This window comes from Pantoea sp. ACRSC (genome assembly GCF_022346785.1).
Lineage (GTDB): Bacteria > Pseudomonadota > Gammaproteobacteria > Enterobacterales > Enterobacteriaceae > Pantoea > Pantoea alvi.
Genome location: NZ_JAKRNN010000001.1, coordinates 142,855 through 166,940, shown reverse-complemented (window position 1 = coordinate 166,940; position 24,086 = coordinate 142,855). Strand labels below are relative to the sequence as shown.

At 57.3% G+C, this 24,086-nt stretch carries 20 protein-coding genes, 1 tRNA gene and 1 pseudogene; 11 read left to right on the top strand and 11 right to left on the bottom strand.

Features of this window, described 5'->3' with window-relative positions; translation table 11 throughout:
• Positions 1-77 precede the first annotated feature (77 nt).
• From MHZ97_RS00815 to MHZ97_RS00780, 7 genes and pseudogenes are all read right to left on the bottom strand, one after another.
• Positions 78-755, bottom strand: coding sequence for a molecular chaperone (locus MHZ97_RS00815; protein ID WP_103795041.1), 678 nt, complete (start codon positions 753-755; stop codon positions 78-80).
• 60 nt (positions 756-815) lie between these two features.
• On the bottom strand, positions 816-1,379 hold the full coding sequence (locus MHZ97_RS00810) for a fimbrial protein (RefSeq protein ID WP_103795042.1): 564 nt from the start codon (positions 1,377-1,379) through the stop codon (positions 816-818).
• Between the two features lie 183 nt (positions 1,380-1,562).
• Entirely contained in the window at positions 1,563-2,123 is a 561-nt protein-coding gene (locus MHZ97_RS00805; protein WP_103795268.1) for a hypothetical protein, read from the bottom strand.
• 34 nt (positions 2,124-2,157) lie between these two features.
• A complete protein-coding gene (locus MHZ97_RS00800; RefSeq protein ID WP_103795043.1) occupies positions 2,158-2,538 on the bottom strand; it encodes a hypothetical protein in 381 nt (126 codons plus the stop codon).
• 842 nt (positions 2,539-3,380) lie between these two features.
• Positions 3,381-7,226, bottom strand: coding sequence for an inverse autotransporter beta domain-containing protein (locus MHZ97_RS00795; RefSeq protein WP_239312933.1), 3,846 nt, complete (start codon positions 7,224-7,226; stop codon positions 3,381-3,383).
• A 593-nt stretch (positions 7,227-7,819) separates the two neighbouring features.
• A pseudogene (locus MHZ97_RS22400) lies at positions 7,820-9,734 on the bottom strand (methyl-accepting chemotaxis protein).
• Positions 9,735-10,657: 923 nt separating this feature from the next.
• Positions 10,658-10,734: transfer RNA gene (locus MHZ97_RS00780), tRNA-Arg, on the bottom strand.
• Between the two features lie 181 nt (positions 10,735-10,915).
• Here MHZ97_RS00780 and folD point away from each other — a divergent pair.
• Together folD and ybcJ are read left to right on the top strand one after the other, a co-directional pair.
• Positions 10,916-11,782 carry a bifunctional methylenetetrahydrofolate dehydrogenase/methenyltetrahydrofolate cyclohydrolase FolD gene (gene folD, locus MHZ97_RS00775; RefSeq protein ID WP_239312939.1) on the top strand — a complete coding sequence of 289 codons (867 nt, stop codon included), beginning with the start codon at positions 10,916-10,918 and terminating at the stop codon, positions 11,780-11,782.
• The gene (gene ybcJ, locus MHZ97_RS00770; protein ID WP_048781499.1) at positions 11,782-11,994 is read left to right on the top strand and encodes a ribosome-associated protein YbcJ; all 213 of its coding nucleotides are present in this window, start codon (positions 11,782-11,784) and stop codon (positions 11,992-11,994) included. Before folD ends, ybcJ begins: the two co-directional genes overlap by 1 nt.
• Before the next feature lie 172 nt (positions 11,995-12,166).
• Here the strand turns inward: ybcJ and cysS are convergent, their stop codons facing one another.
• On the bottom strand, positions 12,167-13,552 hold the full coding sequence (cysS, locus tag MHZ97_RS00765) for a cysteine--tRNA ligase (RefSeq protein WP_239312942.1): 1,386 nt from the start codon (positions 13,550-13,552) through the stop codon (positions 12,167-12,169).
• A gap of 217 nt (positions 13,553-13,769) precedes the next feature.
• Between cysS and ppiB the strand changes: the two genes are divergently transcribed.
• From ppiB to purK, 4 genes are all read left to right on the top strand, one after another.
• The gene (gene ppiB / locus MHZ97_RS00760; RefSeq protein WP_033752889.1) at positions 13,770-14,264 is read left to right on the top strand and encodes a peptidylprolyl isomerase B; all 495 of its coding nucleotides are present in this window, start codon (positions 13,770-13,772) and stop codon (positions 14,262-14,264) included.
• The gene (lpxH, locus tag MHZ97_RS00755) at positions 14,264-14,980 is read left to right on the top strand and encodes a UDP-2,3-diacylglucosamine diphosphatase (RefSeq protein ID WP_103795047.1); all 717 of its coding nucleotides are present in this window, start codon (positions 14,264-14,266) and stop codon (positions 14,978-14,980) included. Before ppiB ends, lpxH begins: the two co-directional genes overlap by 1 nt.
• Before the next feature lie 131 nt (positions 14,981-15,111).
• Positions 15,112-15,621 carry a 5-(carboxyamino)imidazole ribonucleotide mutase gene (gene purE / locus MHZ97_RS00750; RefSeq protein WP_103795048.1) on the top strand — a complete coding sequence of 170 codons (510 nt, stop codon included), beginning with the start codon at positions 15,112-15,114 and terminating at the stop codon, positions 15,619-15,621.
• Positions 15,618-16,682, top strand: coding sequence for a 5-(carboxyamino)imidazole ribonucleotide synthase (gene purK, locus MHZ97_RS00745; RefSeq protein WP_103795049.1), 1,065 nt, complete (start codon positions 15,618-15,620; stop codon positions 16,680-16,682). The genes purE and purK overlap by 4 nt, the downstream gene beginning before the upstream one ends.
• 45 nt (positions 16,683-16,727) lie before the next feature.
• Here the strand turns inward: purK and ybbP are convergent, their stop codons facing one another.
• Entirely contained in the window at positions 16,728-19,145 is a 2,418-nt protein-coding gene (gene ybbP, locus MHZ97_RS00740) for a putative ABC transporter permease subunit YbbP (RefSeq protein WP_239312945.1), read from the bottom strand.
• Positions 19,142-19,828 carry a putative ABC transporter ATP-binding protein YbbA gene (gene ybbA, locus MHZ97_RS00735; RefSeq protein WP_239312948.1) on the bottom strand — a complete coding sequence of 229 codons (687 nt, stop codon included), beginning with the start codon at positions 19,826-19,828 and terminating at the stop codon, positions 19,142-19,144. Before ybbA ends, ybbP begins: the two co-directional genes overlap by 4 nt.
• Between ybbA and tesA the strand changes: the two genes are divergently transcribed.
• The 5 genes from tesA (at position 19,796) to MHZ97_RS00710 (ending at position 23,576) form a co-directional block, all read left to right on the top strand.
• Complete coding sequence (gene tesA, locus MHZ97_RS00730) at positions 19,796-20,422, top strand: multifunctional acyl-CoA thioesterase I/protease I/lysophospholipase L1 (RefSeq protein ID WP_199187301.1); 627 nt, start codon at positions 19,796-19,798, stop codon at positions 20,420-20,422. The genes ybbA and tesA overlap by 33 nt on opposite strands.
• A 32-nt stretch (positions 20,423-20,454) precedes the next feature.
• Entirely contained in the window at positions 20,455-21,228 is a 774-nt protein-coding gene (locus MHZ97_RS00725) for an SDR family oxidoreductase (RefSeq protein WP_239312951.1), read from the top strand.
• A gap of 68 nt (positions 21,229-21,296) precedes the next feature.
• Entirely contained in the window at positions 21,297-22,154 is an 858-nt protein-coding gene (locus MHZ97_RS00720; RefSeq protein ID WP_103795052.1) for a co-chaperone YbbN, read from the top strand.
• Between the two features lie 61 nt (positions 22,155-22,215).
• Complete coding sequence (locus MHZ97_RS00715) at positions 22,216-23,130, top strand: SPFH domain-containing protein (protein WP_103795053.1); 915 nt, start codon at positions 22,216-22,218, stop codon at positions 23,128-23,130.
• The gene (locus tag MHZ97_RS00710) at positions 23,130-23,576 is read left to right on the top strand and encodes an NfeD family protein (RefSeq protein ID WP_239312954.1); all 447 of its coding nucleotides are present in this window, start codon (positions 23,130-23,132) and stop codon (positions 23,574-23,576) included. The genes MHZ97_RS00715 and MHZ97_RS00710 overlap by 1 nt, the downstream gene beginning before the upstream one ends.
• Here the strand turns inward: MHZ97_RS00710 and cueR are convergent.
• Positions 23,573-23,983: a Cu(I)-responsive transcriptional regulator gene (cueR, locus tag MHZ97_RS00705; RefSeq protein WP_103795055.1), complete on the bottom strand. Its 411-nt coding sequence runs from the start codon at positions 23,981-23,983 to the stop codon at positions 23,573-23,575. The two genes, MHZ97_RS00710 and cueR, sit on opposite strands and share 4 nt — an antisense overlap.
• Positions 23,984-24,086: the final 103 nt, after the last annotated feature.

Here is a 24,086-nt window from a genome sequence, read left to right as displayed (position 1 = left end):
GAAAATAAATATCGGGTGCCAAAAACAGTCTTCACTTTGCTTTCCTGCCTGGGTGAGTAGCTGATTCTGTTCAGGAATTACGGCAGCGTCTGGCGCGCCTCTTTTGTAATGCCGCCAAAGTCATTAATGGCTTTCCAGACCACATCCTGCCCGCTGCCTGCGACGGTCGCTGAGGCAAAGGGTGAAACCATCGGCGGCTGCTTAATCGTCTTTCCCCCCACCGTCAGGGAGTAGAGCGAAATAAAATAGGGCGTCGGATTAGTAATAACGATCTGGTTTCCATTTTGCTTAAATACCAGGCTGCGCCAGGCCTCGTTCGCTTGATCATTTTTTAAGGCAGCAGGACGGTAAAAAAGCTTAATTCGGGTTTTAACCGCAATCAGCAACCGGTTCTCATCTGACTTTTCCATACCGGGAATAGACTTAACGTTTAGCCAGAAAACAGATTCACGATCGTCGGGCAGCGTTTTTTCACCGGTATAAATAACGCGCAGCGTGTTCTCATGTCCGCCGTCGAGACGAAATAACGGCGGCGTAACAATAAAAGGGGCTTTTTCAGCGGCGTGTTCATTCAGCTCTACCCATGACTGAATAAGGTAGGGTATGGAATCTTTACTGTTGGTAACTGAAATATCCGCCTCTTTATCAGCGGCGTTATAAACTAAACGTGTGCCGCCAACGGTTACGCTGGCCTGCGCAATGGTCGTGAAAAAACACGCGGCAAGTAAAAAAATTGCGCGGATGCAAAAGCTCATTGATTCGCTCCCAAGTGCCGTCGGGCGTTAAACGGGCGTGCGCAAGGCACGCCCGGGGTATTACTGATAGCTGATGGTGAAATCTGACGTGGCGTTGGCGGTACCGGCAACGATCGTCTGCTGCGTGGCTTTATACTTCGCAACGAACGTCAGGGTGTTGCTGTTTGCGGCGACAGCAGGCGACCCTGTAGAAGTGGTATCCAGCGTGATGCTTTTTGACTGCGTAGCCAGCGGGATGGGCGTTACACCATCTTCCTCATAGAGCGCAACACCGACGCCCTGCGCCGTCTGATCGCTGTTTAGCGCCAGAATGTCGGAATCGTTCGCGTTCGCGGTCCCGTCAAATTTGACCGTAACAGTGGGCAACGATGAGGGACAGTTGTTCAGCACAATGTTAAAGCGCGTCGCCGCGGCAACCTGGCCTACGCCGGTGAAGGCGCTTTTAAGCACTTTGCCCAGATTAACGGTCTGGCTGGCAGTGCTGGTATCAACAGTACAGGCCGAATCTACAACCTCTCCGGTGAAGTTAATGGTTCCGTCGGCCGCATGCGCGGCGAATGAGCTGCCCGTCACGACAGCCGCCGCCAGCACATTGCGAATTGCACAGGTTAGTTTCTTTTGCATCGGTTTATCCTCAGTGTACAATAAGCTGCGTCGAGACCATTTCGACGCAGGAAAAACACCCTTCCAGAAATTAAAATTATTGAGAGCATCTTTAAAAGATAAAATAAAAAACCCTGGCTTTTTTACTAAACAGCGCTGCACGCTGCGCTCTGAAAAATATAAAAATTATCTTCCGGCAATTTTCTACACCAGAAGGGAAATTAACTGCTTCATCTCAAGGCTATTACTAAGAGAAAGCCTGTTTCTTAAATAAACCATTTTGTTAATATCGCTTTTATCCTCACAAACATAGCGACAAGTTACAGGATCATAAACCGCATCGAGAAATGCCATATGCTCAGGCGACAACATTAAAGAGAGCCGGTAGCGCAATGCATCTTTTAATCTGCAAGGCCGGTAGCCCAGGGGAGTCCTGACCGCCTGATCGCACAATTTTTTGAGCTCGTTAATTGTTGTCACCAGGCCAAAAAGCTTCAGGTAATTGTTTTCAGCTATCTCCTCAGGCGCAATAAAATAAATATTTTTTATTCCCTTACGCGCGCTCAGGCAGGCATAAATCCAGCGCACATCCTCACCACACTCGTGTAAGGTATCAATAAGCACGCAGGGCTTTTCAAAAATCGAAGCACAGACTACAAACTCAAGCCGATTATCGAAGAAATATATCTTTCTCTCTTGAGAGGAGAGAGACATTATCGCCTGCCGAATAGCAAAGTTGCGAGTAAATACCAGTAATGTCGTCAACATCTATTCCTTTTGTAAAACAGATAACACTTAGCTAAGGCGAGGTTTTGACAACATATACGCGTTCCAGCGCGTCTCTATCTATTTTATACGCTTTCCCATCCAGCCTTGAAAAAGGGTATCTTTCAAATCCGACGCTATTAAAAGCAAACTGGATTTTCTTTATCATCGACAGTAAATAGGATTTTGAACAGCGCAGACCATAATCTTCAAAGACATGCACAATAATGTCATTATCGTATACGACTTCGGTATCCATTCCGGCAAGTAAATACTCAAACAGCCTGGCCTTTGTTGCTCCAAATCTTTTTATTCGACCATTTTTAATATTGATCAGCGTTCTGGTAGAAAGCCTGTACTCCAGGCTCTGGAATATATTGAATCCATAAAGAACCTTGTCAGAGACAGAAGGCATAATAACTCCTTAGGGGGGTAACTATCCCATATCTATGACACCTTTGACGTATGTCAGTGACAATTGACCGGCCACCGGATACGTTAAAAATATTATTTCAATGAAGAAAGCGTGACAATGAGACTGTTTTATAAAAAATAAAAACTAAAAACCAACATAAAAACAACACAACAAACTGTTTTTAAAATTGAGGTAGTTTTAAATACTAAATGAAAGCAGAATGTTACCCCTTGATGGCTATTTTTAACACAAAAGCAACCCTAGATAATTTATCTAAAAATTTTAATATTTTAGCCATAAAAACCACAATAAAGAAATTAACCAGCTTAATCATATGGTTAGGAAGATTCTAAATGGCGCGTAAATACTATCTTAACGGATGTAATTTAGGAATAGTCAGGACAATACTTTAATCCCCGCTAATAACCCGAATACACAAATAGATTTAATTTTACAAATGACCTCTTCTTCCTGCTGCGCAAAGGCCAGATCCCCATTAAAAACCAGTAAAATCAAACCATTAAAAAAACAGTAATCCAGATCAAATTATGCAGAACCTTGCCAGGTTGCTTTAATTAACCTGCATCAAACTGTGTAATTTTCTTATCAGCAAGGGGGGAAATCAGGCGTATGGCAAAATCCTGTTTGCAGCTCGGTCTATCCGATCGTTTAAGACAACGCTGATATTTAGTCACGCAGCTAAATTAATAATAGAGTAAGGAAAAGGCTGGCGGAAAGGAAATAAAGGAAGCGATCGGTTAACCAGCAGAGGATAAGAAGGAGACAGGAAAGGCCAGCCGCAGAAAGCACAGGCGCCGCACAATCTATGCGGCGCCGATCGCTCAGTAACCCACGCCTGAACAGTTAACCCCCTGACTATTATTGAGCCAGTCAATAACGCACTGGTTATTTCCTTTATTCAGATAGTCAAATTTCACGCTAAAGCTGTTGGTGGCAAGTATCGATTCCACGGTCGGCACCCAGCTGCCATACTGGCCTGCGACAGCATACTGCGAGTCATTTTTCCACGGGTGCGTGAACCAGTTATCCGTCACGATAATCGGCCCACGCTCAGGCTGTCCTCGTACGCCGATTGACGATCGATTACTGGTGCCCTGCTCGCCGTAGTCGAACCAATTATGCGTCACCTCCATAAACTCGCCGGCAATGTCTCCATAGCGGTGCATATCAAACTGATGATAAGCGCCCTCTTTGCCGCCGTTAAGCACCAGATTATGGTGCGCCGCATAGCCCTCGCCCGATCGTCCGTTGCCGGCAATGGAATGTCGGTTGCTGTTAAAGACGTTACAGGCGATCTCCGCCGTTGCGTTGCCATTCTGGGTCACCACGCCATAGCCGAGTTCAGATTTGATATTGTTGTGAATATAGCTGTGGTGAACGCGCACGTTGGTGGCGGTTTTTACGCTAACCGCCGCCCATGGCCAGCCCCACAGCTCCATATTGTCCACTTCAATATCGTGGCTGCCCGGAACGGTCTGTATGCCGATAGTAGAGCTGTCGGTATCGGTTCCTTTATAGGGCCCTTCATAGCGAATACCCGATATGCGCGAGCGGCTGTCCATCGCGATAATCGGGAAAGCATTTTTCTGCTCACCGAGATAGGGAATACTGAGGCGCGCCCCGTCGCTGCCGTTCAGGCCACGATCGCTGAAGATGGTGGTGCCGGTTTTAATAAACAGCGCATTTTGCTTCACCGGAAGCTCGATTTCGACATCGCCGGGGATATAGATATAGTCGGTGCCCGCGTCGACCAGCTTCTTCAGCGTGGCATAATCCCGGGCTTCCTTGTAGTTAACGCTCGCTTTATCAACGCGCGCGGCGTAACCGCTACCGCCTCCCACCACCGAGCATTGCCCGCTGGCATCCAGCAGACGGGTAGTGACGACAACATTGAGCGCCAGCGGCGCTGAAAGGTTTCCTTTCTTATCCACCGCGCGAAGGGTGACGGGGTAGCGGTTTTCACCGCCGACCTCAAAGCCCGGCAGCGTCAGATGAAAGACCCCCTCTTTCTCCTCAATCGCGCCGCCTGCCGCCTGAAACGCTGAGGCGTCAGTCTCATAGCGAGCCACGCCGTACAGGCTCTGCACGTCCGGCGAGACCACCAGGGTTGCGCGCTCGGTACCGGTTAGCGCGGTATCAGCCGTCAGGGTGAAGGGAGCCTGGCTGACGGAAACGTCCATGGTCACAGGTTCGCTGCTGTTCCCGAGGCCATCTTTAGCCGTAACGACAATGGCGTAGTGGTTACTCGCGCCCGCCCGCCATTCCGGCAGGGTGAAATGGAAATTCGGCATGGTTCCGGCAATTTTCCCCCCGGCAGCGATAAACTCCTCAGCGCTGAACTGAACTTCACCGGCCGCTGTCCCCTCCGTAACGACGCTGACAGCGGCGTCCACCCTCTGTTGTTCAGTGCCCGTCAGGGTGCCCGGCGCGGTTACGGTAATATTCACCGGCTGCACTTCCAGCGTGACGCTGACGGGTCGGGATGAACGTCCCTGTTTATCCCAGGCTACCGCGGTCAGGATATAGCGATTATCGCCCGCTTTTTTCCACAGCGGCAGGGTGAAGCGATAGCCATTTGCGCCATCCTGGCTAATGCTGCCTCCCGCGTTGAAAAAGGCTTCGCCCTGCCATTCGATGCGATCGATGCCGCCCTGAGCGCTGACCTGCGGTGCCACCACAAGCTGATCGCCCGACTTTCCTGACAGCTTGTCGTCAAGCACCAGACTGATGCTTGCCGAGGCCACTGAAATGCGGGTGGTGACCGGCAGCGAACGGCGGTTCTGGTCGTCCGCCGCGGTCAGCGAAAGGGTATACTGGTTGGCGGTGCCATCCGACCACGCCGGTAGCGTCAGCCACACCCTCTCTTTTTCCACCTCAACTTTCCCCCCGCTGGCGATAAACTCCGACGCCTCCCACTCCAGCCGGGTGATCGCTGTTTTCGCCGCGATCTTGAGCGGTAGCGCGACACGGGTACCCTCGGTGCCTGACAGCGTTTGCGGCAGCGTCAGGACGATAGAGCGAGGTTCAACCACGATTTTTGCCGAAGCGGTGTTAGAGACATTGCCCACGCTGTCGGTGACCGTGACTTCCACCGGGTAACTGTTTTCACCGTCAGCGCGGTAAGGCGGCAGGACGACGTAATAGTTCAGGCTCAGGCTCTCCTCTGTTGCCCGCTGCGTCTGAATAAACTTGCCACCGGCAGCGAGAAACGCAGGCGCCTTCCACTCTACTTTACTGACCGCGCCTCCCAGGCTGCGCGCATTCAACCCCGTCGCCAGCCTCTGCCCCTCTTCTCCTTTAAGATCCCCGGCCAGCGAGATTTTGACATTCAGCGGCAGCACCTCCACCTCAACGCGGAAGGGGTCTGACTGATTGCCCTTTTCATCCAGCGCTCGCCCGACCAGCTGATAGCGATTGGCTCCAGCAGGACGCCATTCGGGCAGAGAGAGCTGATAGCCGCCGTTTGCATAGTAAACGCTGCCGCCAGCGGCAAAAAAGTCATCCCCCTGCCAGCCAATACCGGTCACGGTATAGCGTGAAGTGATATTGAGATTGAGCATCAGCTTGCTGCTTTCGATGCCCGATACGCTCTGACTGGCCGTAATAGAAAAGAGCCGATCCTTTTTATACTCAAGGACGATAACGTTGTTTCGATCCACCAGATCGTACCGCGATCCCGCCAGCGTTCGGTTAAAGCGAACGCGGTCGGGATCGAGCTGGGTTTTAAGCGGCGTGCCGAACTGCCAGGAGAGGTTAAGGCCGACAGAGAATTCGTCGCGCCCGCCGCGGGCATTAAGCGTTTTTTGCATCGAGATGCCCACCAGCGGCACGGGCGTATAGCTGACGCCCAGGGTAAACAGCTCTGGATTTTTTTGCAGATCGTCCGGCCCGAATACGCCGACCCGATCGCCATAATAGCGTGCCCAGGAGAGCTTGCCGCCCAGCTGAGGTAACGAGGGCAGCCACGCCTCGGTGCGTACATCAAAGCCGTTCGCCACGCGTTCGTGATAATCACTAAAGTCGCGCGAGCGTTTCCAGTCGCTCAGGCGAAAATAGCCGTTGGCAGAGAGGCGAAAAAAATCGCGACCATATTCCAGACCGGTGCCCAGTCGCTTATGTTTACGGCTAATGTCGTAGTCATAAAAAAGATTGCTGCCGAGCATGGTCTGCTCTGAGGGCCAGTAGCGATAACCGAAGCCGATATTGGTCATGGTTCTGCCATCGATGCGCCTTATTCCCGTCTGAGAAAAAAACAGGTGGCTGCGGGTATCGCTAACGGGAAGTAAAAAATCGAATTCGCTTCCGTCGAAATGTGCGCTGCTTAAATTGAGCCTGGCACGAGCGGTGCCGAAGGGAGCCAGACCTTGCTGAACGGCAGAGCTAAACAGCCCGGAAGCCAGGGTGCCCCCGACGGCGCCGAGACGGTCGGCTGACGCATCCTGACCGAGCGCCTGCGCCAGTTTCGCGCCCGCGCCCGCTCGGGTCTGCAGGGCCGCTTCTTCGCTGCGCTGCTGCTGCGTCTGGAACGCCCGATAAACATTCTCTCTGACCGTAAGCGCGTCGTGGCGGGCGTCACTGACGCTTGCGACAGCCAGTCCCGGCTGAATAAATAAGGCAAAATAAAATCCGCGTTTACACTCAGGACGACGTGGATAGCAGGCCACCATGCAGATAATCACTCCATTGATTCAAATGGCGTTCTCCGGCTGAAAAAGCGGAATGCCGGAAAGCCATTAGGATTATTTTAAATAAATCGAATGACAAAAAATAAGCGAGCATTATACCTTCTCTTATTCCAGTCGTTCAGGTAACCCTTAAAAATCAGAAAAAAGATCCTGAAAAATCTTATACCAGGCAAGCAGATAAGCTCAGGCACACCTGAACCTTTGGCTATATATCCGGCTCAGGGGGTGTATATCCAGGATTATTTTAAAATGAGTGGATTTTCAAACTGAAATGATATGTCTGGTGGGCAAAGGACATCTATTGATAAATAATTTTCTTTTCTCGTCGGAACGCTGATAAGGGTAGCTGGCGCCTGTTTCTTTTTGCCCGAGCGTCTGTTTCCAGAGGCAGGATATCAATCGGGTGGTCAGCGCGAGGGATCGCTGTCTGAAAAGCAACAGGGCTGAATAAATCTTCTGCTCCCCTTAATCCGTAAGCCGCGTTTCCGGCTATGTCGATCCGCCTGGAGCCTGATGGAGAGTGAACCAGGCGGAATTGCCGTTCTGCGCCCCTCTTCCCGAGGGGCTTTGTTAAATTAAAAAGTGACCCAGTTGTTCTCAGCAGATGAAGCGATTACCGGCCTTTTAAGGCTGGCTCTGCTATCCGGCACGCTATGCCCGGCGGATGTGGAGGGGGGCAGACGGAAGACGGAGACGGTTTTTTCCAGCCCAAGCGCCTGCTCTTCAAGACTGCTGGCCGCCGCTGAAGACTCTTCAACCAGCGCCGCGTTCTGCTGTGTGGTGGTATCCATTTCCGTCATCGCCTGAGCAATCTGGGTAATGCCCCGATTCTGCTCATCCGACGCAGCGGCGATTTCGCCCATGATATCCCTGACCTGAGAAACAGATCGGACGATATCCTGCATCGTATCCCCGGCGCGATTAACCAGTTCAGTTCCGCCGTTTACCCGATCCAGCGACTCCCGGATTAACGTTTCAATCTCTTTTGCAGCCAGAGAACTCCGCTGTGCCAGATTCCTCACCTCGCCGGCAACCACTGCGAACCCACGCCCCTGCTCACCCGCACGGGCCGCTTCAACCGCCGCGTTTAGTGCCAGAATATTTGTCTGGAAGGCGATGCCGTTTATCACGGTAATTATCTCGCCGATTTTCCCGGAGCTCTGGCTGATGCCGCCCATAGTGGCAATGACGTCCCTGATGATTTCCCCGCCCCGCCCCGCATTATGCGAAGCCTCAGTTGCCAGCTGGCTGGCATGATGCGCGTTTTCGGCGTTCTGTTTTACCGTTGAGGTCAGCTCTTCCATACTTGCAGCGGTTTCAACGACGGCTGCCGATTGCTGCTCGGTTCGGGATGACAAATCGATATTGCCTGCGGCAATTTCCGAGGAGGCACGCGCCACCCCATTTACCCCGTCACGAACGCGCGAAATGATGGTTCGAAGGCTCAGGTTCATGGTGTTGACGGCTGTCATCAGCTGACCCAGCTCGTCAGCGCGCGTGCTGGCGATTTCCGACGTCAAATCGCCTTCCGCAATACGCTGCGCGGAAGAGAGGGTTTCTTTAAGGGGACGGGTAATGCTGCGCGTCATCTGCCAGGCAATCAGAAGGCTGAGCACAATGCAGGCGATAGTGGTAAAACCAATCTGCCAGAGCGCCGTCTGAATATATCTGCCAGCCATTTGTGACTGATAAAGCGCCAAATCTGTCATCGTTTTATTCAGAATCACTGCGGCCCCGGTCATCTCATCTGAGGCCACTTTTTCTGCAAGGGCTTGCTGTGAATATTTTTGCAACAGAGCAGGCATGGCTGCGCTTTTCTGCAGCATAGCGGTTAATAATCCACTGAGTTGAGTGTCATCAGAGGCGCCCGCTGTCACCATAAGCGGCTGAATTTCATCGAGCTGCCTGATGAGGGTATTCAGCAAGGGTTCATCTGGCTTTCTCAGATAGTCGCTTAATTTCAAAGAGAGAGTCAAGTTTCGATATCAAGGAAAAAAGCGTCGTCGCTGTTTCAGATGTTGCAACAGGCACGCGCGTACTGAGCTGCCCGGCAAATAGAGGAAAAGCTATCGCTGTTATCTCCGCTAATGCGCCGTCGGTGCTGTTGGTCGCGGCAAGAAAGCTCTCCCGTTTATCCCGGTACGCTTTCAGCGTTTGCTCGAGCCGAACGACTTTCGCCTCCCCTTCAGCAGACCATGCGTGTTCCTCCAGATTATCCTTCGCTACGGTCAGCTTATTCATCGCCATCCCGTTAAGCTCAAAGTACTTTTTATCCCTTGTATATTGAAACAGCGTGCGATTGAGTCTGGCGTCACTGAGCGTATTGGCCATATCAACGATAATGTCACGCTTGGCTGAGTTTTCCTGAATGCTGAAAAAACAGCGAAACGCAAGCACCGCAATAATAACAGACGCAAGAATAACTAACGTGAAGCCGAGCGTTAGCTTGCCGCCTATCTTTAGATTTTTGAGAATATTCATAAATTTCATTGATGCTGCCCCCTGTTTAACAGTTTTCTCAGTGGCGAAAAGCCTGCTGGATATCTGCTTTATCGGAACAAAATCCATAAAATTTATATCTGTTTTCAGGCGCAGCGCATCTGCCTCAAATAAAATTGACGAGAATCAATCTTTGCCAGAAAAGAATTAGAGGCACGACATTAAGAGCTCTAACTATTCACCGAGAAACAGTAAATATCAAAAGGAAAATAAATGCTGCCCCTGGCAGTCAACCTGAAGGTTTATGGCATCCCTGGAAGTTATCATTAACAGGCTAAGCCATCAACTAATGCCGAAACCCCCTTCAATGAATTGAAAAGATTAGCTTTTTCAAAAACATGTCGGGATAGGCTGACGCCATTTAGTCTTCCCCTACGCTAAAGAGTGACGGCAATAAATGATTTTAATCCTGCTCTGCATTTATACGGCTCGCTTCGTGCGAAAAGTTGAGATCGCTTCTGTCCGCGAACAAGGATTTATTTTTTGCAAAGTATGATAAATATCGAGCTGCCTTTGCAAAAGTAAGGGCATGCGCATCGAAAGATGCGTTGCAGCATAAGCCAGATGCAAAAAACCTCTCCGCCAGCCCTAAAGTAAACAGTAAAAATGACGTTAACTGTAATTGCCTCACCAGGGTAATTATTAAAAAGTAAAACACCTTTTACCCCCCTTAAATGGGGGGTTCTTTGTTACAGGCGCAGCAAGCCCACCCCCGCACCTGCCAGAGGGAATAGCGGGGATGCGATCGTTTTTATACAAAATGCGACTCACCCGGTTCAACAGCCGATAATAAACTCTGGCTACTATGCTACGGCGCCTGTCACCGACCGATAATAAGTCGGCAAAATGGCAGCAGATTTAAACCTGTTTTATCGTTTTTGACGCAATGAGATAAGGATATTAAGAAGAGAAAATGGCACGCCCTACAGGATTCGAACCTGTGACCTACGGCTTAGAAGGCCGGTGCTCTATCCAGCTGAGCTAAGGGCGCACGGGGATGGCGAGGATTATACGGCGAGACCTCAACGAGTCAACGATTTTGGCCGCTGTCGCAATGCATATGCCGAAGAATCAGACAACGGGCGGCGATTCAGAACCTGACAGCGCGCCGCGCTTCTGACAGAATAGGCGCCTTTCCCCGAATCAACACAACACAGTGGATTTCCTCTCTGATGGCAGCAAAAATTATTGACGGTAAAACGATTGCGCAGCAGGTGCGCCTTGAGGTTGCGGAAAAAGTAAAGCAGCGTCTGGCAGCCGGTAAACGCGCGCCCGGTCTCGCGGTCGTTCTGGTAGGCGAAAACCCCGCATCGCAAATCTATGTCGGCAGCAAACGCCGCGCCTGTGAAGAGGTCGGCTTTGTGTCGCGCTCTTACGATCTGCCCGCGACCACCAGCGAAGCTGAACTGCTGCAGCTGATTGACGCTCTCAATGACGATCGGGAGATTGACGGCATTCTGGTGCAGCTGCCGCTGCCGGCCGGCATCGACAACGTCAAAGTGCTGGAACGCATTACGCCTGATAAAGACGTTGACGGCTTCCACCCCTACAACGTCGGCCGTCTCTGCCAGCGCGCGCCGACGCTGCGTCCCTGTACGCCGCGCGGCATCGTGACGCTGCTGGAGCGCTACAATATCGATACCTACGGCCTGAATGCCGTGGTGGTTGGCGCCTCCAATATCGTGGGCCGTCCGATGAGCATGGAGCTGCTGCTGGCGGGCTGCACCACCACCGTCACCCACCGCTTCACCAAAGATCTGCGTCATCACGTCGAGCATGCCGATCTGCTGGTGGTCGCCGTTGGCAAGCCGGGCTTTATTCCCGGCGACTGGATTAAGCCGGGCGCGGTGGTGATCGATGTCGGCATCAACCGACTGGAGAGCGGCAAAGTGGTGGGCGACGTCGATTTCGACACCGCCTCGGAGCGCGCCTCATATATCACGCCGGTGCCGGGCGGCGTAGGGCCGATGACCGTCGCCACGCTGATCGAAAACACGCTGCACGCGTGCGAAACTTATCACGACAGAGAGGAAGCATAATGGCGACTTTTAGCCTGGGTAAACACCCACACGTCGACCTGTGCGATCTGCTGAAGCTGGAAGGCTGGGTAGAGAGTGGCGCACAGGCGAAGATCGTCATCGCCGACGGCGAAGTGACCGTTGACGGCGCGGTAGAAACCCGCAAGCGCTGCAAAATTGTTGCCGGACAGACCGTCGCGTTCGCCGGACAGCGCATCACCGTTACCGCATAAACAGCCTGCAGGCGGGTGAGCTGGCCGCAGGCGCCAGCCCCCGCTACGCCTCTCGCCTCTGCTACGCTCTGAACACCGCCCTCTTCCACCAGCGCCGCCGCACCCTCTGGTTGCCGCAGGCTCAGGCTATCCGCCTGGCATAAAAAAGGGCGCCTGAGCGCCCTTTTTGCGGTTACTTACGACGCCAGGTCGAGCCCTGCGGCCCGTCTTCCACAATCACGCCCAGCTCGTTGAGCTTGTCGCGCGCGATATCGGCCTGCGCCCAGTTTTTCTCTCTGCGCGCGTCGGCGCGCGCCTGCACCCAGCGCTCAATCTCCGCCACTTCGTCGGCGTTGCTCTGCGCGCCGCTCTGCAGGAACTGCTCGGGATCCTGCTGCAGAATGCCCAGCACGTTGGCAATCTCGCGCAGCTTCGCCGACAGCGCGTTCGCCGCGTCGCCGTTCTCCCCTTTCAGGCGGTTGACCTCGCGCGCCATATCGAACAGCACCGAATAGGCTTCCGGGGTGTTGAAGTCGTCATCCATCGCCGCGCGGAAACGTGCGTCAAACGCTTCGCCGCCCGCCGGCTCGGCGTTAGGGTCGGTGTGGCGCAGCGCGGTGTAGAGGCGCTCCAGCGCGGCGCGCGCCTGGTTAAGGTTCTCTTCGCCGTAGTTAAGCTGGCTGCGGTAGTGGCCCGACATCAGGAAGTAGCGCACCGTTTCGGCGTCATAGTGCTCCAGCACGTCGCGCACGGTGAAGAAGTTGCCGAGGGATTTCGACATCTTCTCGCGATCGACCATTACCATGCCGGAGTGCATCCAGTAGTTAACGTAGGGGCCGTCGTGGGCGCAGGTTGACTGAGCGATCTCGTTCTCATGATGCGGGAACATCAGATCGGAGCCACCGCCGTGAATGTCGAAGTGTTCGCCGAGCTGCTTGCAGTTCATCGCTGAGCACTCGATATGCCAGCCCGGACGGCCGTTGCCCCACGGCGAAGGCCAGGCGGGCTCGTCCGCTTTAGACATCTTCCACAGCACGAAGTCCATTGGGTTGCGCTTCGCTTCGGCCACTTCCACGCGCGCGCCAGCCTGTAGCTGCTCCAGATCCTGACGCGACAGCGCGCCGTAATCGGCATCGCTCAGCACATCGAACATTACGTCGCCGTTGTCGGCAACATAGGCGTGGCCGCGTTCAATTAAACGCTCCACCAGCTCGATAATCTCAGCAATATGACGCGTGGCGCGCGGCTCCTGATCCGGCGGCAGAATGCCGAGCGCGGCGAAATCTTTGTGCATCTCGCCAATCATGCGGTTGGTGAGGGTTTCGATACTTTCGCCGTTCTCGTTGGCGCGTCGAATGATTTTGTCGTCGATATCGGTGATGTTGCGCACGTAGTTCAGACGATAGCCGCAGTAGCGCAGGTAGCGCGACACCACGTCAAACGCCACGAAGGTGCGTCCATGTCCGATATGACAGAGGTCGTACACCGTGATACCGCACACGTACATACCGATTTCACCGGCATGGATAGGTTTGAATTCCTCTTTCTGTCGACTCAGGGTGTTATAAATCTTTAGCATTGAACAGTTCCGTTTAGACGAGTGCGGTAAACACTTTTATCAGGTTATTCAGTTATTGTGCCGTATTTTTCGCGCTTGCGCGACGGCAGCGTGCCGAGAGCGCCGCGGGCGTGCTGACGCGTCATCAGAATTTATGATATAAGGGGCGTCGACAAAAATGGCCAGCGCACTTTGCGGCGGCCAGAGAGCTGACGACAACCTTTACAGGACGAGAATGATGGTTACTTTCCAGACCAACCACGGCGACATCGTAATTAAAACCTTCGACGATAAAGCGCCTGCTACCGTGCAAAACTTCCTCGAATACTGCCGTGAAGGTTTCTACGACAACACTATTTTCCACCGTGTTATCAACGGCTTTATGATCCAGGGCGGCGGTTTTGAGCCAGGCATGAAGCAGAAAGAGACCAAAGCTGAAATTCGCAACGAGGCGAACAACGGCCTGAAAAACACCCGCGGCACCCTGGCGATGGCGCGTACCTCTGCTCCGCATTCCGCTACCGCGCAGTTCTTCATCAACGTTGCCGACAACGACTTCCTGAACTTCCGCGACGAAAGCCTGCAGGGCTGGGGTTATTGCGTGTTCGCAGAAGTTGTAGAAGGTATGGACGTGGTCGACAAAATCAAAGCGGTTTCTACCGGCCGCAGCGGCATGCATCAGGACGTACCGAAAGATGACGTCGTCATCCAGAAAGTAACCGTCAGCGAGTAATGTCGCGCACCCTGTTTATCGCAGATTTGCATCTGTGCCAGGAAGAACCGGCGATCACCGCCGGTTTTCTGCGTTTTCTGGCGCGTGAAGCGCCGCGCTGCGACGCGCTCTATATCCTCGGCGATCTGTTTGAAGCCTGGATCGGCGATGACGATCCCAATCCGCTGCACCAGCAGGTTGCCGCTGCGCTGCGCGCGCTGCCGGTACCGGTCTACTTTATTCATGGCAACCGCGACTTCCTGCTCGGCAAGGCCTACGGCCGCGCCAGCGGCATGACGCTGCTGCCGGAAGAGCAGGTGCTGGAGCGCTACGGTCACCGCGTGCTGATCCTGCACGGCGATACCCTCTGCACCGACGACGCGGGCTATCAGCGCTTTCGCGCTAAGGTGCATCAGCGCTGGCTGCAGCGCCTTTTTCTCGCCCTGCCGCTGTTTATCCGCCAGCGTATCGCCGCGCGCATGCGCGACGGCAGCAAACAGGCGAACCAGCATAAGTCGCTTACCATTATGGACGTCAACGCCGACGCCGTTGAGGCGGCGATGCTGCGCCAGCAGACCCGGCTGATGATCCACGGTCACACCCATCGTCCGGCCATTCACCGCTTTACGCTGCAGGGAGCGCCTGCCGAGCGCGCGGTATTAGGGGCGTGGCACGAGCGCGGCTCAATGATCCAGCTCGACGCCAGCGGCATCAGCCTTATCGAATTCGACTTCTAAAACGCGGCTAAACATGCCGGAACGGCCGCGACGCAACCGTTTTCCTTACGCCTTTCTCATGTTATTCTCTGTGCCCTTCTTTACCTGCCCGACCGGCCAGGTTCGTTTGTTTATTCACAGGAGTTGACCGCATGTCATCCAACGCCGCCCCGGCCCGCATTGCTATTGTAATGGGCTCCAGAAGTGACTGGTCCACCATGCAGTTCGCTGCGGAAATCCTTACCAGCCTGGACGTGCCCTTCCACGTTGAAGTGGTCTCCGCACACCGCACCCCGGACAAACTGTTCAGCTTCGCCGAAACAGCCGCCGATAACGGCTATCAGGTGATTATCGCGGGCGCGGGCGGCGCGGCGCATCTGCCGGGCATGCTGGCGGCGAAAACCCTGGTGCCGGTGCTGGGCGTGCCGGTGCAGAGCGCAGCGCTGAGCGGCGTCGACAGCCTCTACTCTATCGTACAGATGCCGCGCGGCATTCCGGTCGGCACCCTGGCCATCGGCAAAGCGGGTGCGGCCAATGCGGGCCTGCTGGCGGCGCAGATCCTGGCAATCCACGATGCGGCGCTGGCCGCGCGCCTCGGCGAGTGGCGACAGGCGCAGACCGACGAGGTGCTGAATAACCCGGACCCGCGGGAGGAAGCATGAAGCCGGTTTGCGTACTGGGCAACGGCCAGCTGGGCCGTATGCTGCGCCAGGCGGGCGAACCGCTGGGCATCGCCGTCTATCCGGTCGGCCTTGACGCCGAACCCGACGCGCTGCCGATTGCGCAGAGCGTCATCACCGCCGAAATCGAACGCTGGCCAGAAACCGCGCTGACCCGCGAGCTGGCGGTGCATCCGGCATTTGTAAATCGCGATATTTTCCCGCGCCTGGCGGATCGCCTGACGCAAAAGCAGCTGCTCGACCAGCTGAATCTCGCTACCGCCCCCTGGCAATTACTGGCTGACAAGAGCGAGTGGCCGCAGGTGTTCGCCTCGCTGGGGGAGCTGGCGATCGTTAAGCGCCGCACCGGCGGCTATGACGGCCGCGGTCAGTGGCGACTGCGCGCGGGTGAGACCGATGCGCTGCCGGATGAGTGCTACGGCGAATGCATCGTCGAACAGGGCATTAACTTTTCCGGTGAGGTGTCGCTGGTGGGCGCGCGCGGTCAGGATGGTAGCACCGTCTTCTACCCGCTGACCCATAACCTGCATCAGGATGGCATTCTGCGCACCAGCGTCGCCTTCCCGCAGGCGGACCCGGCGCAGCAGGCACAGGCGGAAGCGATGCTCGGCGCCATTATGCAGGCGCTGAACTATGTCGGCGTGATGGCGATGGAGTGTTTCGTTACGCCGCAAGGCCTGCTGATCAACGAGCTGGCGCCGCGCGTACACAACAGCGGGCACTGGACGCAGAACGGCGCCTCAATCAGCCAGTTTGAGCTGCACCTGCGCGCGGTGCTGGGCCTGGCGCTGCCGCAGCCGGTGGTGTTCGCGCCGTCGGTGATGGTGAACCTGATCGGTACCGCGCTGAACAGCAGCTGGCTGCAGCAGCCGCTGGTGCATCTGCACTGGTATGACAAAGAGGTGCGGCCGGGCCGCAAGGTCGGACACCTCAACCTGACCGACAGCAACAGCGCGCGGCTGACCGCAGCGCTGGAGGCGCTGGTGCCAATGCTGCCGCCGGAGTACGCCAGCGGCATCGCCTGGGCCGTAGAGAAGTTCTGATCCGCCGGCACGCCAGCGAACAAAGCGGGCCTGGCCCGCTTTTTTTTATGCTGACTCCATGCGCCGGAACAGCCCCTTGCCGCGCAGCAGCCGCACGCCGAGCCAGCCACCGCACAGCGAGAGCAGCAGCGCGCCGCCCAGCGGCAGCGCCAGCCACAGCGTCCAGTCGGGCTGCCACGGGAAGTCGAAAATCTTACGCTGCAGCGCCCAGAGCGCCGCTTCCGCGCCCAGCGCCGCCGCCACGCCAGAGACCACGCCGAGCAGCGCGAACTCCCACCACAGCGTCGCGCGCAGCAGTTTCTTGCTGGCGCCCAGCGTGCGGCAGACCACCAGCTCCTGACGCCGCTGACGCATCCCGACCTGAATCTGCGCCAGCAGCAGCAGTACACCGCAGAGGGTTACCAGCACCACCATAATCTCCAGCGCCTGGCTCACCTGCGCCAGCACCTGGCCGATCTGCCGCATAATGCTGCCGATATCGAGCAGGCTCAGGGTCGGAAAGGCGCGGTTCAGCTGCGCCAGCAGCGCCGGATCGCTATCCAGCCTGAAGCTGGTAAGCCAGGTTTGCGGCTGCGCATCCAGCGCGCCGGGGGGGAAAATAAAGAAAAAGTTAGGCCGCAGGCTCTCCCAGTCAACCTTGCGCAGGCTGGTAATCTTCGCGCTAAAGGTCTGGGTATCGCCGCTAAAGGTCAGCGTATCGCCCAGCTTCACGCCCAAACGACCGGCCAGCTCCGTCTCCATCGACACCTCGCCCGGCTGCGGCGGCCAGCGGCCAGCCGTCAGCGGATTGTGATCGGGTTGTTCGCTCATCCACGTCAGGTTCAGCTCGCGGTTCAGGGCGTTATCCAGCGTCGGATCGGCCGCTTTACCATTCAGGTCGGTGAGACGTGCCCGCGCCACGGGATAGAAGGTCTCCGGCTTCACCTGATGCGAGGCGAGGAAAGCGCGCACCTGCGGCACCTGATCCTGGGTCATATTGAGCAGGAAATAGTTCGGGCTGTCCGGCGGCAGCTGCTGCTGCCAGCGGTCGAGCAGATCGCCGCGCATCACCAGCAGCAGCGCCAGCAGCATAAAGGAGAGCGAAAAGGCCGCCAGCTGGCTCAGCGTCACGCCGGGCTGACGCAGCAGGCGGTTGATCGCCAGCCGCAGCGCCAGGCGGCGTACGACCAGGCGCCGCAGCAGCAACAGCGTGCCCCACCCCAGCAGCGCCAGCACGCCTGCCAGTGCCGCCACGCCCGCCAGCAGCGCCCACAGCATCTTGCTGCCGCCGACCAGCAACGCCAGCAGCGCAATCACCACCACGCCCATCGCCGGGATATAGCGCTTCAGCGGCCAGATATCGGCCACCGCGTCACGGCGCAGCACGCGCAGCGGCTGGGTCGCCAGCAGCAGCCGATAGGGGCGCAGCCCCACCAGCAGCGAAATCACGAACAGCGAGCCGATCGCCCAGAGCCAGGGCCAGCCGCTGGCGGGCGGCAGGGTCGCGGGCAGCACCGGCTTCAGCATCTGCATCAGCAGCGCCTCAACGCCCAGCCCGAGCGCCCCGCCGCACACCGCCGCCAGCAGCAGCACCGCCAGCCACTGGCCGACAATAAGCCGCCGCAGCGCACGCCGCGTCGCGCCCAGCGTTTTCAGCACCGCCACCAGATCGTAGCGGCTGCGGCAGTAGTGACTCATCGCCACCGCAACGGCGGCGATCGCCAGCATCAGGGTCAGCAAGGCGGAGAGCAGCAGAAACTGCTGGGCCCGCTGCATCGATCGCCCCAGCGCGTCTTCAGAATTCTCTACGCTGATCCAGCGCTGATCCGCCTTCAGCTGCGGCTGGATCCAGCGGTCGTAGCGCGCCAGCGGCTGCGGCTCGCCGGCGAACTTATAGCGCCATGTGAGCCGGCTGCCCGGCTGGATCGCGCCGGTCTTCTGCGCGTCGTCGAGGTTGATGAGCAGGCGCGGCGCCATCTGAAAGGGATTAAAGCCGCCGTCCGGCTCCTGGATCACCTCGCCCGCGATGCGCAGGCTGGCGTCGCCCACCTCCAGCCTGTCGCCAACCTTGAGGTTAAGCAGCGCCATCAGCCGCGGCGCGGCCAGCGCCGTGCCGGGCGCCGGTTTCAGGCCAGGGGGATCGGTCTGCAGCTCGCCGAACATCGGATAGCGGTTGTCCACCGCCTTCACTGCCGCCAGCTGTGGCGTGTCGCCAGCGAAAGTCATGGTCATAAAGCTGAGCTGACCGCTGACGCTTAACCCCTCCTCCCGCGCTTTGGCCAGCCAGGCCTCCGGCACCGCGGCGCTGCTGCGCAGCGTGCGGTCGCCCGCCATAAAATCGCGGCTCTGCTGGCTAAGCCCTTTTTCCATGCGATCGCCGATAGCGCCGAGCGCCAGTACGCAGGCCACCGACAGCGTCAGCGCCACCCAGACGATCAGCAGCGAGGGCGAGCGCCACTCGCGCCAGAACCAGCGCCAGATCATCGCTCCTCCCAAACTTTGCCGTCGCGCAGTCGCAGGCAGCGGTCGCAGCGCGCCGCCAGCTGTTCGTCATGGGTGACCAGAATCAGCGTGGTGGCGTAATCGCGGTTGAGGGAGAAAAGCAGATCGGCGATGCGGTCGCCGGTTTTGCGGTCCAGGTTGCCGGTTGGCTCATCGGCAAACAGCAGACCGGGCTGGCCGTTAAAGGCGCGCGCCAGCGCCACGCGCTGCTGTTCACCGCCGGAAAGCTGGGCGGGCAGATGCATCAGACGCTCCCCCAGCCCCAACTGGGCTAATAATTCGCGCGCCTGCTCGCGGCTGCGGCGATCGCTCTCGCCGCGCAGCAGCGCAGGCAGCTGCACGTTCTCCAGCGCGTTTAGCGTCTGCACCAGCATAAAAGACTGAAAGACAAAGCCGACCTGCGTCGCCCGCAGCGCGGCGCGCTGCTCTTCGTCCAGCCGATGCAGAGGCTGGCCCAGCAGCGTCACCTCGCCGCTGCTGCCGTCGTCGAGCCCCGCCAGAATCCCCAGCAGCGTCGACTTGCCGGAGCCAGATTCACCCGTTAGCGCGATGGTTTCGGCCCGTTTGACAATGAAGTCAACTCCGGTAAGGATGGACAACTGGTGTTCCCCCTGACCGACGGACTTTGTAAGATGATGAACTTCAAGAATGTTTTCCGCTGGCATTATCCTTTCCTGTTTTTCGTTCTTCTGCTGGTATCGCATCTGGCCGCTGCGAACACCCTGTTAGTTTTAGGCGATAGCCTGAGCGCCGGCTATCGCATGTCAGCCAGCGCCGCCTGGCCGAGCCTGCTGAACAGCAGCTGGCAGCAGCAGCCCAGAGTGGTCAACGCCAGCATCAGCGGGGATACCGCCGCGCAGGGCCTGGCGCGCCTACCGGCGCTATTAAAACAGCATCAGCCGCAGTGGGTGTTAATCGAACTGGGCGGTAACGACGGCCTGCGCGGCTTTCCACCGCAGGCTATCGAGCAGGATCTGCGTAAAATCATCGACGACGTAAAGGCGGCGAACGCCAGGCCGCTCTTGATGCAGGTGCGTCTGCCCGCTAATTACGGGCGGCGTTATACAGAAGCGTTCAGCGGGATCTATCCCAGACTGGCACAGCAGTACAACATTCCTCTGGTGCCCTTTTTTATGGAGCAGGTCTACCTGAAACCTGAATGGATGCAGCAGGACGGCATCCACCCGAACCCCGAAGCGCAGCCCTTTATCGCCGAGCTGATGGCGAAAGAACTGGCCCCTTTAGTTAAGCATGAGTAACCTGCAGCGACGCGCTTTTTATGGGTAAAGATATGCAAAAAACCGTTGTAATTACCGGCTGTTCCAGCGGTATTGGCCTGGTAGCGGCGCAGGATCTGCTGGCGCGCGGCTACCGCGTTATCGCCGCCTGCCGCAAGCCGGAGGATGTCGAGCGGATGCGCGCGCAGGGCTTTGTCGCCGTCACGCTCGATCTTGACGACGCGGCGAGCGTCGATCGCGCCGCCGATGAAATACTGGCGCTAACGGACCATCGTCTGTTTGCGCTGTTCAACAATGGCGGCTTCGGCCTCTACGGCCCGCTGCGTACGCTGTCGCGCCAGCAGCTGGAGCAGCAGTTCTCCACCAACTTTTTCGGCGCTCATCAGCTGACGATGCGGCTGCTGCCCGCGCTGGAGGCGAGCGGCGACGCGCGCATCGTCAACACCAGCTCCGTGCTGGGGCTGATCTCCACTCCGGGGCGCGGCGCCTATGCCGCCAGCAAATATGCGCTGGAGGCCTGGAGCGACGCGCTGCGCCTTGAGGTGCGCCGCAGCGGCGTGCGAGTCAGCCTGATCGAGCCGGGCCCGATTCATACCCGCTTTACCGACAACGTAACCCAGGGCGAGCCGGAGCGGCCGGTGCGCAATCCCGGCATCGCCGCGCGCTTCACCCTGCCGCCGGAGGCGATTCTCCCCAGCCTGCGCCACGCACTGGAGAGCCGGCGCCCGCGCCTGCGCTATCCGGTGACGCTGGTCGCACACGCAATGAGCATCCTGAAAAGAGTGCTGCCGGGCTGGATGCTGGATCGCATTTTAAGCAGACGCTGAGAATTCATCTTGAAGCGGGGCTGTCCGGCCCCATATTCTTTAAACACTTTCTGCCAAGAGACTTAGTCATGTCACCACAAGCTTCGATTATCGACGTTAACGAATCCAACCTGCATCAGACGCTGGAACAGTCCATGCAGATCCCGGTGCTGTTCTATTTCTGGTCGGATCGCAGCCAACATTGCCAGCAGCTGACGCCGCTGCTGGAACGTCTGGCGCAGGAGTATGCCGGCCAGTTTATTCTGGCGAAGCTCGACTGCGACAAAGAGCAAATGGTGGCGTCGCAGTTTGGCCTGCGCTCCATCCCGACGGTCTATCTGTTCCAGAACGGCCAGCCGGTCGACGGCTTCCAGGGACCGCAGCCGGAAGAGGCGGTGCGCGCGCTGCTGGAAAAAGTGCTGCCGCGTGAAGAGGAGCTCAAGGCGCAGCAGGCGCTGGCGCTGATGGACGAGGGCAAACCGCTGGAGGCGCTGCCGCTGCTCAAAGAGGCCTGGCAGCTCAGCCGTCAGGCGAGCGAAATCGGCTTTTTGCTGGCGGAAGCGTTGATCGGCCTGAACCGCAGCGACGAAGCAGAAGAGGTACTGGCGAAGGTGCCGCTGCAGGATCAGGATACCCGTTATCAGAGCCTGATGGCGCAGATCGATCTGCTGAAGCAGGCGGCGGATACCCCGGAAATCCAGCAGCTGCAGGCGCAGCTGGAGAGCGATCCCACCAATGCGGAGCTGGCTGCTAAGCTCTCGTTACAGCTGCATCAGGTTGGGCGCAACGAAGAGGCGCTGGAGCTGCTGCTCGGCTTCCTTAAGCGCGATATGAACGCGGCTGACGGCCAGGTGCGCAAAATGCTGCAGGAGATCCTTGCGGCGCTCGGCACCGGCGATGCGCTGGCGGCCCGCTACCGTCGCCAGCTCTACTCGCTGCTCTACTGAGTCGGCGTCGCGACACCGGGCCGAAGCGACTCGGCCCGTAAATTAACAATCGGGAGGTTATATGTTAACAGTCATTCCTGCGCTGATCGTGCTGGCGCTGGTAACGGTATGGGCAGGGGTAAAAATCGTCCCGCAGGGCTATCAGTGGACCGTGGAGCGCTTCGGACGCTACACCCGCACGCTGCAGCCCGGCCTGAGTCTGGTCGTGCCCTTTATGGATCGTATTGGTCATAAGATCAATATGATGGAGCGCGTGCTGGATATCCCCTCGCAGGAGGTCATCTCCAAAGACAACGCCAACGTTACCATTGACGCCGTCTGCTTTATTCAGGCGGTGGATCCGGCGCGCGCGGCCTATGAGGTCAGCAATCTCGAACTGGCGATCATCAATCTCACCATGACCAACATCCGCACCGTGCTCGGCGGCATGGAGCTGGATGAGATGCTGTCGCAGCGCGATAACATCAACACTCGCCTGCTGCATATCGTCGATGAGGCGACCAATCCCTGGGGCGTGAAAATCACCCGTATCGAGATCCGTGACGTGCGTCCGCCGCAGGAGCTGATCGCCGCCATGAATGCGCAGATGAAGGCGGAGCGCACCAAGCGCGCCGATATCCTTGCGGCGGAAGGCGTGCGCCAGGCGGCGATTCTGCGCGCCGAGGGCGACAAGCAGTCGCGCATCCTGAAGGCCGAAGGGGAACGAACCTCAGCGTTCCTTCAGGCGGAGGCGCGCGAACGCCAGGCAGAAGCGGAAGCGGCCGCCACTAAAATGGTCTCTGAAGCGATCGCGGCGGGCGACATCCAGGCGGTAAACTACTTTGTCGCGCAGAAATATACCGACGCGCTGCAGAAAATTGGCGAAGCCAGCAACAGCAAAGTCGTGATGATGCCGCTTGACGCCAGCAGCCTGCTCGGCTCGGTGGCGGGCATCAGCGAGCTGCTTAAGGGCGCATCCTCAGAGTCGAAACGCTGATGTTAATGGAGATCGTCGCCCATCCGCACTGGTTCTGGCTAACCCTGGGTGGCCTCTTGCTGGCGGCGGAGATGCTCGGCACCAGCGGCTATCTACTGTGGAGCGGCATCGCGGCGGTGCTGGTGGGCATAATAGAGTGGCTCACACCCTTTAGCTGGACGGCGCAGGGCACGCTGTTTGCCGTGCTGACCCTGGTTTGCGTCTATCTCTGGTATCGCTGGATGCGCCAGCGCGAGCGCCATCAGCAGCCCAATTCCCTTAACCAGCGCGGCAATCAGCTGATCGGCACCCATCTGACGCTGGAGGCGCCGCTGGTCAACGGCATCGGCCACGTGCGGCTGGGCGACAGCAGCTGGCGCGTGCAGGCCGACCGGGATCTGCCCGCAGGCACGCAGGTTGTCGTGACGGGCATCGAGGGCATTACGCTGCACATTACGCCGCGTTAGTCGGGCTGGCTATGGCCGCAGCAGCCCGCCAGGTTATTGATTATCGGACACTCGGCGCTGTCGTCGCCGGGGCAGGCGTCGGCCAGCGCCAGCAGCCGCAGGCGCATCGCCTGTAACGCCTCGATATGGGCGGCGATCTCCGCCGCTTTCTGCAGGGTGCGCGCCTTAACGTCAGCGCTATGACGCGCCGGATCGTTAAACAGCGTCACCAGCTCGCGGCATTCGTCGAGCGTAAAGCCCACCTGACGCGCCTGACGCAGCAGGTTAAGCTCATCGAGATGATGCGCGCTGTAGCGACGGTAGCCGTTATCGCTGCGCAACGGCGGCGTTACCACGCCCTTCTCTTCGTAGAAACGGATCGCCTTGCTGGTCAACCCGGTTTTTTTCGCGACATCGCTGATATTCACCCTGCTCTCCTCTTATAAATCGATTGCGGCCACGCTGTAAAAATAGTTTGACCTTCCCCTTGATGGAAGGTTTAGCCTGTATCACGAGTGATAAAAAGCTCGC